Raw genomic sequence first — 11,877 nt, forward strand, 5'->3', positions numbered from 1 at the left:
AGCACCTCGCGGCCCAGCGCGACGCCCTCCCGCCACGTCTCGCGGTCCGCGGTGAGCGGCACGGCGTGGCCTCCGGGGGCGGCGGGGGCGGTGCGTACCGCGGCGGCCGTCCAGGCCAGGACGTCCTCGGCCGTCACCGGTGTGCCCAGCACCCGGGCCAGCAGTCCGGCCAGGCCCGGGGCGAGGTTGGGCTCACGGCCGCCGGGGCGCCGGTAGAGGGGGCGTACGCGTCCGGGCCGGGACGCCGCGGCGGCGACCGGGAGCAGTTCGGTGAAGACCGGCTCCGGGGCGGGGGAGCGGGGCGCGGCCGGGGGCTCGACCAGGAAGACCTGCCGGTCGCCGGCGACCCGCCACAGCTCCGGCCGTGCGTCGTCGAGCAGGCGGTGGTCCGGTATCAGCCACTGCCGGTCGTACGGTCCGCACAGCACCCGCACCGGCTCAGGGCACGGTCCGTCCTCCCGGTCCAGCCGGACGGTGGGGGCGCCGGCGCTCCCGGCGGGGCCGGGGAGCTGGGGGACGGCGGTGCGGGTGGTGCGGGCGCGGCTGGGGACGAACAGCGCCTCGCGCTCGGCGCCGGAGGCCCGCAGGAGCGCGGCCCAGCGGGACCGCAGCGACGCGTCGTCCGGCGCCGTCACCCAGTCCCGGCCCGGCCGCGGCGGCCGGGCCGACCAGGGCATCAGCTCGTCGAGCGGGACGGCCTCACCGCCGCCGCCCGTTGCGGCACCCACCGGTTCCCTCCCCGTTCCCCTTCCCGTACGGCTCACCGCACGCATGCTACGGAAGCGGATCGGCGTCAGTCCGCCTCCACGGTGACGGAGAAGGAGAAGCGGTCGCCGCGGTAGTGGATGCGGGCCACGTCCACCACCCGGCCGCTCTCGTCGTAGGTGACGCCGGTGTAGTGCAGGATCGGGCTGAGCAGCGGCACCTGGAGCAGTTCGGCCGTCTCCGGGTCGGCCAGCCGCGCCTGGACGGTGTCGGTGATGCGGCTGATCCGCACCCCCACGGCGTCGCGCAGCACCTTCGTCATGGGCCAGCGCTCCAGGTCCTCCAGGTCGATGCGGCCGGCCAGTTCGGGGCGGACGAGGTTCTCCGCCCAGTTGGTCGGCTCGCCCGTCTCCCGGTCGCGGCGCAGCCGCCGGTAGGCCACCGCCTCGGTGAGGTCGGGGAAGTACTCGGCCAGTTCCCCGGGGACCGGTCCGGTGCCGTGCCCCAGCAGCACCGTCTCCTCGCCCGACTGCTGGGCCACGATGGCGTCCACCGAGCCGAGCAGCCGTACGGGGGACCCGCTGCGGGCGCTCGGCTCGATGAAGGTGCCGCGCCGCCGGTGCCGGGAGATCAGCCCCTCGTTCTCCAGCTCCTTGAGCGCCTGGCGCATGGTCAGCACGCTGACGCCGTAGTGCTCGGCGAGCCGCTCCTCGGTGGGCAGGCGCAGGGGCGCGCCGGGGGAGCGGCCGAGTATCGAGGCGCGCAGGGACTGCGAGACCTGGTACCACAGCGGCAGTTTGCGGTTCAGCGCGAGCGAGTCGGGAGCGAAGGTGGTCAAGGCGGCCTCCGGACGGCCAGGCTGGGTTGCCGGGTGTTGCCGGGCCGCCGCGTCACGACGGCGTGACGCGGCGGCGGTGCGGCGGTACGTCGTGGGTCACGGTACGCGCCATCGCCTCCGGATGCGGGCCCTCACCCCCGGAAGTGGCGCTCCAGGCCCTGCCAGACGTCGTCGTAGCCGTGCTGGAGGTGCCCGGCGTCGCGCGCCTGGGCGGTCAGCGTCACCGGCCAGCGGGTCTCGAACATGAAGGCCAGTCCGTCGTCCACCTTCTGCGGGACCAGCTCGGCGGCGCTGGCCCGGTCGAAGGTCTCGCGGTCCGGACCGTGGGCGGACATCATGTTGTGCAGCGATCCGCCGCCGGGGACGAAGCCGCCGGGGCCGGCCGTCTTGGCGTCGTAGGCGCCTTCGATCAGGCCCATGTACTCGCTCATCACGTTGCGGTGGAAGTACGGCGGCCGGAAGGTGTCCTCCCCGACCAGCCAGCGCGGGGCGAAGACCACGAAGTCCACGCCCGCCAGGCCCGGGGTGTCCGACGGCGAGGTGAGGACGGTGAAGATCGACGGGTCGGGGTGGTCGTAGCTGATGCTGCCGATCACGTTGAAGCGGCGCAGGTCGTAGACGTAGGGCACCAGGTTGCCGTGCCAGGCGACGACGTCCAGGGGTGAGTGGTCGTAGGTGGCCGTCCACAGGCCGCCGCAGAACTTGCTGACCACCTCCACCTGGCCCTCCACGTCCTCGTACGCGGCGGTGGGGGCGAGGAAGTCGCGGGGGTTTGCCAGGCCGTTGGCGCCGATGGGGCCGAGGTCGGGCAGGACGAAGGGGCGGCCCATGTTCTCGCAGACGTAGCCGCGCACCACCGCGTCCAGCGGCTCGACGCGGAAGCGGACCCCGCGCGGGATCAGCGCGATGTGGCCCGGCTCGGCGCGCAGCAGGCCGAACTCGGTGCGCAGCAGCAGGCCGCCGCGCTCGGGCACGATCAGCAGCTCGCCGTCCGCGGAGCTGAACACCCGGCGTTCCATGGGGGCGTTGGCGGCGTACAGGTGGATGGCCACGCCCTCGCGCCGGGCGGCGTCGCCGTTGCCGCCCAGGGTCCACAGCCCGTCCAGGAAGTCGGTGCCGGGGGCGGGGTCGGGCAGCGGGTCCCAGCGCAGCCTGTTGGGGTCGGGCTCGGTCTCGGTGAAGGGGGCGCCGCGCAGGGAGCCGCCGTCGGCGCGGACGAAGCGGGGGTGGGCGGCGGAGGGGCGGACGCGGTACAGCCACGAGCGGCGGTTGTGGGCGCGCGGCTCGGTGAAGGCGGTGCCGCTGAGCTGCTCGGCGTAGAGCCCCAGGGGGGCGCGCTGGGGGGAGTTGCGACCGACCGGGAGCGCTCCCGGAACGGCTTCGGAGGCGTGTTCGTTGCCGAAACCGGAGGAGTACGCCAGCCCCTCCGCGGTCTTGCGCGCCTGCTCGAAACCGCTTGTGGTGCCACTCATCGCAACGCTCCCGGTGCTCAGGGTTTCCTGTTGTCAACCATAGGAATTCGGGGGTCCGCACGTCAACGGCGAGCGTTGGACGGGTGTGCCGCCGTTTCGGCTCCCACCCCTGGGCGACCGGGGGGCGACGGGGCTAAGGTTCCCTTACCGGCCGGTCGGTATGGAGCCGCCGGACCGCACCGCCCACCCGGACGCCGCTCATCAGGGGGACCGATGCCGGAGAGTGTCACCACGCAGTCGAACGCGGAGCCCGGCCCCGCCGCGGGCCCCGGCGCCCGCACCGCCCCGCGGATCTGCCCGCTGTGCGAGGCCACCTGCGGACTGGTCGTCACGGTCGCACCGGACGACGGCGGACGGGAGCGGATCACCGCCGCCCGCGGCGACCGCGACGACGTCTTCAGCCGCGGCTTCGTCTGCCCCAAGGGCGCCCTCCTCGGCGAACTGGACGCCGACCCCCACCGCCTCGCCCGCCCCCTGGTCCGCCGCGACGGCGAACTGCGCGAGGCGAGCTGGGAGGAGGCGTTCGCGGCGGTCGCCGAAGGGCTGGGCCGCGTCCTGGAGGACGGCGACCCCCGGGCCGTCGCCCTCTTCCTGGGCAACCCCAACGTCCACACCGTCGCCGGCGCCCTCTACCCGCCCCTGCTGGTCAAGGCGCTGCGCACCCCCAACGTCTTCACCGCCTCCACCCTCGACCAGATGCCCAAGCACGCCTCCAGCGGGCTGCTCTACGGCGACCCCCTGGCCATCCCCGTCCCCGACCTGGACCGCACCGACCATCTGCTGGTCGTCGGCGCCAACCCGCTGGAGTCCAACGGCAGTCTGTGCACCGCCCCCGACTTCCCCGGCCGACTGAGGGCGCTGCGCAGACGCGGCGGCACCCTCACCGTCGTCGACCCGCGCCGCACCCGCACCGCGCGCCTGGCCGACCGGCACGTGGCCGTGCGGCCCGGCGGGGACGCCCTGCTGCTGATGGCGATGGTCCAGGTCCTCTTCGCCGAGGAACTGGTCGACACCGGCGCGGCCGGGGAGCACCTCGGCGGTGTGGAGGACGTGGCCCGGCTGGCGGCCGACTTCACCCCCGAGGCCGTCTCCGGCGCCTGCGGCGTCGAGCCGGAGGTCATCCGCACCCTCGCCCGCGAACTGGCCGCCGCCGAGCGCGCCGCGGTCTACGGCCGCATCGGCAGCACCACCGTGGAGTTCGGCACCACGGCCAGCTGGCTGGTGGACGTCCTGGGCGCGCTGACCGGCAACCTCGACCGGCCCGGCGGCGTGATGTTCCCGCTGTCGGCCACCGCCCGCGCCCCCCGCCCGCCCGCCCCGGGCCGGGGCTTCGCCACCGGCCGCAGACACAGCCGGGTCAGCGGGCACCCGGAGGTCAAGGGGGAGTTCCCGGCCGCCGCGCTGGCCGAGGAGATCGACACCCCGGGCGAGGGGCGGGTACGGGCGCTGGTCTGCGTCGCCGGCAACCCGGTGCTCTCCGCGCCCGACGGCGCGCGCCTCGAACGCGCCCTGGCCGGGCTGGACTTCATGGTCAGCGTCGACCCGTACCTCAACGAGACCTCCCGCCACGCCCATGTGGTGCTGCCCCCGCCCCCGCCATCCCGCTCCCCGCACTTCGACTTCAGCTTCAACGCCCTGGCCGTCCGCAACCAGGTGCGCTACACCCGGCCCGTGATCCCCCCGGGCGAGGGGGAGACGAGCGAGAGCGCGATCCTGGCCCGGCTGGTGCTGTGCGCCTCCGGCGCGCCCGGCGCCGACCCGGAGTCGGTCGACGCCATGGTCGTCGAGCACACCCTGTCCGCCGCCGTCGCCGACCCGCTCTCCCCCGTCCACGGCCGGGACACCGGAGAGCTGACCCGCCTGCTGGGCGGGGAGAGCGGCCCCGAGCGGCGGCTGGACATGATGCTGCGGCTGGGCCCCTACGGCGACGGCTTCGGCGCCGACCCCGGCGGCCTGACCCTGGCGAAGCTGCTGGAGCACCCCCACGGCATCGATCTGGGCCCGCTGCGCCCCCGCCTGCCCGAGGTGCTGCGCACCCCCTCCGGCAAGGTCGAGCTGTGCCCGGAGCCGATCGCCGCCGACATACCGCGGCTGCGCCGCTTCCTGGCAGACCGCCAGGGGGAGCCCGGCGCACTGGTGCTGGTCGGCCGCCGCCATCTGCGCTCCAACAACAGCTGGATGCACAACGTCCCCGGCCTGAAGGGCGGAAGCAACCGCTGCACCCTCCACGTCCACCCCGCCGACGCCGCCCGGCTCGGCCTGGCCGACGGCTCCCTGGCCGAGATCACCGGCGACGGGGGCGCGGTACGGGCGCCGGTGGAGGTGACCGACGAGGTGGCCCCGGGGGTCGTCAGCCTGCCGCACGGCTGGGGCCACGACCGGCCCGGCACCCGCACGCCCGTGGCCTCCGCCGAGCCGGGGGCCAACGTCAACCAGCTCCTGGACGGGCGGCTGCTCGACCCGCTGTCGGGGACGGCCGTGCTCAACGGGTTCCCGGTACGGGTGGCACCCGCCGCGACGCCCGCCGCGACGCCCGCAGGAGAGGCCGCCGCGGAGTCCGAACCGGCCTTCCCGTCCCCGGCCGGATCCCCCGCCCCGTCCTCCGTGTGATCCACGGCATGTGCCGTCCTGCTGACACCCCAAACTAGCGCCGCTAGTTTGGGGTCATGCAGGCACACAACGGCATGTACATCGACGGAGAGTGGCGCCCCGCCGCGGGCACGGAGACGATCGAGGTCGTCGATCCGGCCACCGAGGAGATCATCGGCACCGTTCCGGCGGGCACCGCCGAGGACGTCGACGCGGCCGTGGCGGCGGCCCGCGCGGCCCTGCCCGGCTGGGCCGCCGCACCGCCCGCCGAGCGCGCGGCGCGGCTCGGCGCGCTGCGCGAAGCCCTGGCCGCCCGCCGCGAGGAGATCGCGGCCACCGTCACCGCGGAGCTGGGCGCCCCGCTGTCCTTCTCGCAGGCCGTCCACGCCGATCTGCCCATCACGGTCGCCGGGACGTACGCCGGGCTCGCCGCCGAGCACCCCTTCGAGGAGAGGCTGGGCAACTCCCGCGTACTGCACGAGCCGGTCGGCGTCGTCGGCGCCATCACCCCCTGGAACTACCCGCTGCACCAGGTCGTCGCCAAGGTGGCCCCGGCCCTGGCGGCCGGCTGCACGGTGGTCCTCAAGCCCGCCGAGGACACCCCGCTGGTCGCGCGGATCTTCGCCGAGGCCGTGGCCGAGGCGGGGGTGCCCGCCGGGGTGTTCAACCTCGTCACCGGGCGCGGCCCGGTCGCCGGGCAGGCGCTGGCCGAGCACGACGGCGTGGACATGGTCTCCTTCACCGGCTCCACCGCCGTCGGCCGCCGCATCGGCGCGATCGCCGGCGGCGCGGTCAAGCGGGTCGCGCTGGAACTGGGCGGCAAGTCCGCCAACGTCATCCTGCCCGGCGCGGACCTGGTGAAGGCCGTGAAGATCGGTGTGGGCAACGTGATGGCCAACGCCGGCCAGACGTGCAGCGCGTGGACCCGCATGCTGGTCCACGCCGACCGGTACGACGAGGCGGTGGAGATCGCCGCCGCCGCGGCGGCCAAGTACACCCCCGGCGACCCCACCGACCCCGCCACGCGCCTGGGCCCGGTGGTCAACGCCGGGCAGCGCGAGCGCGTCACCGGCTACATCCGCACCGGCGTCGAGGAGGGCGCCACCCTCGTCGCGGGCGGCGCGGACGCCCCCGAGGGGATGGAGCGCGGCTACTACGTGCGCCCCACCGTCTTCGCGGGCGTCACCCCCGGTATGACCATCGCCCGCGAGGAGATCTTCGGCCCGGTCCTGAGCGTTCTGCGCTACGAGGACGCCGACGACGCCGCCCGGATCGCCAACGACTCCGCCTACGGGCTGTCGGGCGCGGTGTGGGCCGCCGACGACGAGGAAGCCGTCGCCTTCGCCCGCCGTCTGCAGACCGGCCAGGTGGACGTCAACGGCGGCCGGTTCAACCCGCTCGCCCCCTTCGGCGGCTACAAGCAGTCCGGCGTGGGCAGGGAGCTTGGCCCGCACGGTCTGACCGAGTACCTCCAGACCAAGTCCCTGCAGTTCTGAGCACCTTCCCGTCCGGCCCCACCGCAAGCAGCCCGTCCGCCCGAGGACGCGAGAGGAGACGCCACGTGGTCCGCGCCGTAGTCCTGCCCGCCGCCCAAGCCCCGCTGGAACTGGGGGAGATCGACCTGCCGGAGCCCGGCCCCGGCCGGGTGAGGGTCCGCCTCGCCGCCGCCGGGGTCTGCCACTCCGACCTGTCGCTGTCCAACGGCACCCTGCGCCAGCCCGTGCCCGCCGTCCTCGGCCACGAGGGCGCGGGCACCGTGACCGCCGTGGGCGAGGGCGTGACCACCGTCGCCCCCGGCGACGAGGTCGTCCTCAACTGGGCGCCCTCCTGCGGGAGCTGCCACTTCTGCGCGAGGCTGGGCGAGCCCTGGCTGTGCACCGAGGCCAACGCGGCCAGCGGCGTCCCCTACGCCCGCTCCGCCGACGGCCGCGACCTGTACCCGGGCCTGGGCACGGCCGCGTTCGCCGAGGAGACGGTCGTCGCCGAGCGCGGTGTGCTGCCGCTGCCCGCCGGCGTACCGCTGGCCGACGCGGCCCTGCTGGGCTGCGCGGTCCTGACCGGCTACGGCGCGGTCAACCACAGTGTCCGCCTGCGCGAGGGCGAGTCGCTGGCCGTCTTCGGCGTCGGCGGGGTCGGTCTGGCGGTGATCCAGGCGGCGCGGATCGCGGGCGCGGAGCGGATCGTCGCCGTGGACGTCTCCCCGGGCAAGGAGGAACTTGCCCGCCGCGCCGGGGCCACCGACTTCCTGCTCTCCTCCGAAGCCACCGCCAAGGAGATCCGGAAGATCACCGGCGGGCTGGGCGCGGACGCCGCCGTCGAGTGCGTCGGCCGTGCGGAGACCATCCGCGCCGCCTGGTCCTCCACCCGGCGCGGCGGCCGCACCTCGGTGGTGGGCATCGGGGGCAAGGACAGCCAGGTCTCCTTCTCTCCGCTGGAGATCTTCCACTTCGCCCGCACCCTGTCCGGCTGCGTCTACGGCAACTGCGACCCCGTGCGCGACCTGCCGGTCCTCGCCGGGCACGTCCGCTCCGGGCGGCTGGACCTGGGGACGCTGGTCACCGACCGGATCGGCCTGGCCGACGTGCCGGCGGCCTTCGAGGCCATGCTCGCCGGACGCGGCGGCCGGGCGCTGGTGGTCTTCTAACCCGTCCGCTCCTCGCCGTCCTCCGCATCCCGGGCCCGCTCCCGGTCCGGGGGGAACCGGAGCGCCAGCCCGTCGACGAGGGCGCGCAGGCCCGTCTCGAAGGCGCCCTCGTCGACGCGCTGCTGGTGCTCGGCCAGCAGGTGGGCCTGGTCCAGGTGCGGGTAGTCGCGCTCGTACAGAGCCGCGTCGTCGACGAAGCCGCGGGCGAAGGAGCCCAGCGCGGAACCGGCCACGAAGTACCGCATCAGCGCGCCGATGCGGGTGGCGTGGGCGCGCGGCCACCCGGCGTCGAGCATCGCGCCGTAGACCGCGTCGGCCATCCGCAGCTGGCTCGGGCGCCGGCCCGGCCCCTGCGCCAGGTACGGGACGATGTTCGGGTGCGCGCTGAGCGCCGCCCGGTAGGAGCGGGCCCAGGCCACCAGCGCCTCGCGCCAGTCGGTGCCGTCCTCGAACATCGACAGGTCGACACCGGCGCACACCGCGTCGGCCACCGCGTCCAGGATCTCGTCCTTGGTGCGGAAGTGGTTGTACAACGACGGGCCGCTGACGCCCAGTTCGGCGGCGAGCCTGCGGGTGGACACCGCGGGCAGGCCCTCGCCGTCCACCAGCGCGAGCGCCGCCGCCACGATCCGCTCGCGGCTCAGCAGGGGGGTACGTGGGCGTGCCACGGATCACATCCTCGGGTCTCGTCCGGCATCTGTGAAGCTGCAACTAGCGCTGCTAGTTTATTGGGCATGGATCTGGAGCTGTCTCAGGAGCAGGCTGCCGTGCGGCAGCTCGCCAAGGAGTTCGTCGACCGGGAGATCGTCCCGCACGCCGCCGAGTGGGACCGCGCCGAGAGCATCGACCGGTCCGTGGTGAAGTCCCTGGGCGACCTGGGCTTCCTGGGCCTGACCGTCGACGAGGAGTACGGCGGCTCCGGCGGCGACCACCTGGCGTACTGCCTGGTCACCGAGGAGCTGGGGCGCGGGGACTCCGCCGTGCGCGGGGTGCTGTCGGTCTCCCTCGGCCTGGTCGCCAAGTCGATCGCGGCCTGGGGGAGCGAGGAGCAGAAGCGGCGGTGGCTGCCGGCCCTGTGCGCCGGCGAGGCGATCGGCTGCTTCGGCCTGACCGAGCCCGGCACCGGCTCCGACGCCGCCAACCTCGCCACCCGCGCCCGCCGCGACGGCGGCGACTGGATCATCGACGGCGCCAAGATGTTCATCACCAACGGCACCTGGGCCGACGTGGTGCTGCTCTTCGCCCGTACCGGCACCGAGCCCGGCCACAAGGGGATCACCGCCTTCCTCGTCCCCACCGACACCCCCGGCCTGACCCGCCGGGAGATCCACGGCAAGCTCGGCCTGCGCGGCCAGGCCACCGCCGAGCTGGTGCTCGACGGCGTCCGCGTCCCCGACGGCTGCCGCATCGCCGAAGAGGGCAAGGGATTCTCCGTCGCCATGTCCGCCCTCGCCAAGGGGCGCATGTCGGTGGCGGCCGGCTGCGTCGGCATCGCCCAGGCGGCGCTGGACGCGGCCGTCTCCTACGCCGCCGAGCGCGAGCAGTTCGGCAAGCCCATCGCCCGCCACCAGCTCGTCCAGGAGCTGATCAGCGACATCTCCGTGGACGTCGACGCCGCCCGGCTGCTGACCTGGCGCGTGGCCGACCACATAGACCGGGGCCTGCCCTTCGCCACCGAGTCCTCCGTCGCCAAGCTCTACGCCTCCGAGGCCGCGGTGCGCGCCGCCAACAACGCCCTTCAGGTCTTCGGCGGCTACGGCTACATCGACGAGTACCCCGTCGGCAAGCTGCTGCGCGACGCCCGCGTGATGACCCTGTACGAGGGCACCAGCCAGATCCACAAACTGCTCATCGGCCGCTCGCTGACCGGGGTGTCGGCCTTCTGAGGGCCTCCGCGTCGCACGCTTCCCGGGCGGCCGCTGCCTAAGCGGCTGCTCAGCAACCGTTGTATGGTGTTCGCCCGGTGGGACTAACGGGCGAGGTGCTGATGGCTGCGGAGACGGGAGCGGAGTCCGTGGAGGCCGCGGAGTCCGGAGACGCCGTGGACGCCGTGGACGCCGTGAACGCCGCGGAAGACGCCCGGGGCGACGCGGACGGTGCCGGGGAGCCGGACGACTCCTGGGGCGAGGTGGCCCCCGAAGCCGCCCGCAGGCTGCTGCTGGCGGCCGTCGAGGCCTTCGCCGAGCGCGGCTTCCACGCCACCACCACCCGGGACATCGCCTCCCGCGCCGGGATGAGCCCCGCCGCCCTCTACATCCACTACCGCACCAAGGAGGAACTGCTCTACCAGATCAGCCGGGTCGGCCACGAGCGCTCGGTGCGCATCCTCACCGAGGCCGGCAACAGTGCCGTGACCCCCGCCGACCGGCTCGCCGCCGCGGTGCGGGCCTTCGTCCGCTGGCACGCCGAGCGCCACACCACGGCCCGGGTGGTGCAGTACGAGCTGAACGCGCTGGCCGAGGAGCACTACGCCGAGATCGTCGCCCTGCGGCGGCGCAGCGAGGAGATCCTGCGCGGCATCCTGGAGGACGGGGTGGCCGCCGGGGACTTCACCGTCCCCGACATCCGGGGCACGGCGCTGGCCGTGCTCTCGCTCTGCATCGACGTCGCCCGCTGGTTCCGCTCCGGCGGCACGCGCACCCCCGAGGAGATCGGCGAGCTCTACGCCGGACTGGTGCTGAGGATGGTCGGCGCCCCGGCCGCCCCCGCCGCGGAAACCGCCGGCGGGGCGGACCGGGACGCGTGAGCCCCGCGGGCCGCGGGCGTCACAGGTAGTAGCGCACGACGCTCTCCGCGACGCACACCGGCTTCTCCCCGCCCTCCCGCTCGACCGTCACCAGTGAGGCGAACTGGACACAGCCCTCGCCCACCTCGGAGACCTCCGTGATCCGCGCGGTCGCGCGCACCCGCGAGCCGACCGGCAGGGGGGAGGGGAAGCGGACCTTGTTCACACCGTAGTTGATGCCCATGCGCACGCCCTCCACGCGGATCAGCTGCGGCACCAGCACCGGCAGCAGCGAGAGCGTCAGATAGCCGTGCGCGATGGTCGTGCCGAACGGGCCGGCGGCGGCCTTCTCCGGGTCGACGTGGATCCACTGGTGGTCGCCGGTCGCGTCCGCGAACAGGTCGATCCGCTTCTGGTCGACCTCCAGCCAGTCACTGGTGCCCAACTCCTCGCCGACCGCAGCCTTCAGCTCGTCGACCGATGTGAAAACCCGGGGCTCCGCCATCGAAGCTCGCCTCCCCAACCGTGCGTGGTGTCAGTGGTGTCCGTGGTGCCCGTGGTGTCGGCACCCGCTACTAAGCGCTTGCTCAGCATGGTCGGGGGCATCGGACATGTCAACGGCCGGCCCCGCCTCCCTCCCGTACGCCCGCACGCTTACGTCCGCACACTTACGACGCGTCACGGCGGGCCCCGGGAGATCCGGGACCCGCCGTGACGCGTCATGCTCCACCAGGGCCGCCCGAGCCGGACGCGGTCTTGGCCGTCAGCCGCTGACCGCCATCCTCCCCGCGCGACCGTGCGCCACCGCTCCCGGCCGCCGCGCCCGCGGGGCCTGCTCGGCGCTGTGCATCGCCTGCGCCGCACGCCGGGCCTCGCGCGCCTCCGCCTCGGCGACCAGCCGCCG

At 74.6% G+C, this 11,877-nt stretch carries 10 protein-coding genes; 5 read left to right on the forward strand and 5 right to left on the reverse strand.

Features of this window, described 5'->3' with window-relative positions:
* From ACLIYP_RS26460 to hmgA, 3 genes are all read right to left on the reverse strand, one after another.
* The coding region (locus ACLIYP_RS26460) for a type ISP restriction/modification enzyme (RefSeq protein WP_412715627.1) at positions 1-677 on the reverse strand (677 nt) is incomplete at its 3' end.
* Positions 678-793: 116 nt separating this feature from the next.
* Positions 794-1,543: a GntR family transcriptional regulator gene (locus ACLIYP_RS26465; protein WP_093662903.1), complete on the reverse strand. Its 750-nt coding sequence runs from the start codon at positions 1,541-1,543 to the stop codon at positions 794-796.
* 131 nt (positions 1,544-1,674) lie between these two features.
* Positions 1,675-3,015 carry a homogentisate 1,2-dioxygenase gene (gene hmgA / locus ACLIYP_RS26470; RefSeq protein ID WP_412715620.1) on the reverse strand — a complete coding sequence of 447 codons (1,341 nt, stop codon included), beginning with the start codon at positions 3,013-3,015 and terminating at the stop codon, positions 1,675-1,677.
* Positions 3,016-3,228: 213 nt separating this feature from the next.
* On the opposite strand from hmgA, the gene ACLIYP_RS26475 reads away from it, so the two are divergent.
* From ACLIYP_RS26475 to ACLIYP_RS26485, 3 genes are all read left to right on the forward strand, one after another.
* Complete coding sequence (locus ACLIYP_RS26475; protein ID WP_412715621.1) at positions 3,229-5,625, forward strand: molybdopterin-dependent oxidoreductase; 2,397 nt, start codon at positions 3,229-3,231, stop codon at positions 5,623-5,625.
* A 56-nt stretch (positions 5,626-5,681) separates the two neighbouring features.
* Positions 5,682-7,100 (forward strand): aldehyde dehydrogenase family protein, encoded by a 1,419-nt coding sequence (locus ACLIYP_RS26480; protein ID WP_412715622.1) that lies wholly within the window; start codon positions 5,682-5,684, stop codon positions 7,098-7,100.
* A gap of 65 nt (positions 7,101-7,165) precedes the next feature.
* The gene (locus ACLIYP_RS26485) at positions 7,166-8,248 is read left to right on the forward strand and encodes a Zn-dependent alcohol dehydrogenase (protein WP_412715623.1); all 1,083 of its coding nucleotides are present in this window, start codon (positions 7,166-7,168) and stop codon (positions 8,246-8,248) included.
* Here ACLIYP_RS26485 and ACLIYP_RS26490 read toward each other — a convergent pair.
* Complete coding sequence (locus ACLIYP_RS26490) at positions 8,245-8,916, reverse strand: TetR/AcrR family transcriptional regulator (protein ID WP_412715624.1); 672 nt, start codon at positions 8,914-8,916, stop codon at positions 8,245-8,247. The two genes, ACLIYP_RS26485 and ACLIYP_RS26490, sit on opposite strands and share 4 nt — an antisense overlap.
* 66 nt (positions 8,917-8,982) lie before the next feature.
* Between ACLIYP_RS26490 and ACLIYP_RS26495 the strand changes: the two genes are divergently transcribed.
* Both ACLIYP_RS26495 and ACLIYP_RS26500 read left to right on the forward strand, forming a co-directional pair.
* On the forward strand, positions 8,983-10,134 hold the full coding sequence (locus ACLIYP_RS26495; protein WP_412715625.1) for an acyl-CoA dehydrogenase family protein: 1,152 nt from the start codon (positions 8,983-8,985) through the stop codon (positions 10,132-10,134).
* Between the two features lie 173 nt (positions 10,135-10,307).
* Positions 10,308-10,994 (forward strand): TetR/AcrR family transcriptional regulator, encoded by a 687-nt coding sequence (locus ACLIYP_RS26500; protein WP_412715628.1) that lies wholly within the window; start codon positions 10,308-10,310, stop codon positions 10,992-10,994.
* A gap of 19 nt (positions 10,995-11,013) precedes the next feature.
* Here ACLIYP_RS26500 and ACLIYP_RS26505 read toward each other — a convergent pair whose 3' ends face one another.
* Positions 11,014-11,478 (reverse strand): MaoC family dehydratase, encoded by a 465-nt coding sequence (locus ACLIYP_RS26505; RefSeq protein WP_412715626.1) that lies wholly within the window; start codon positions 11,476-11,478, stop codon positions 11,014-11,016.
* Positions 11,479-11,877: the final 399 nt, after the last annotated feature.

This window comes from Streptomyces nanhaiensis (genome assembly GCF_046614825.1).
GTDB lineage: Bacteria > Actinomycetota > Actinomycetes > Streptomycetales > Streptomycetaceae > Streptomyces > Streptomyces radiopugnans.

What these genes read in the sequence shown, in the direction of transcription:
- ACLIYP_RS26505 (WP_412715626.1), bottom strand. Translation starts at nt 11,478, where the DNA reads ATGGCGGAGCCCCGGGTTTTCACATCGGTCGACGAGCTGAAGGCTGCG.
- ACLIYP_RS26475 (WP_412715621.1), top strand. Translation starts at nt 3,229, where the DNA reads ATGCCGGAGAGTGTCACCACGCAGTCGAACGCGGAGCCCGGCCCCGCC.
- ACLIYP_RS26480 (WP_412715622.1), top strand. Translation starts at nt 5,682, where the DNA reads ATGCAGGCACACAACGGCATGTACATCGACGGAGAGTGGCGCCCCGCC.
- ACLIYP_RS26495 (WP_412715625.1), top strand. Translation starts at nt 8,983, where the DNA reads ATGGATCTGGAGCTGTCTCAGGAGCAGGCTGCCGTGCGGCAGCTCGCC.
- hmgA (WP_412715620.1), bottom strand. Translation starts at nt 3,015, where the DNA reads ATGAGTGGCACCACAAGCGGTTTCGAGCAGGCGCGCAAGACCGCGGAG.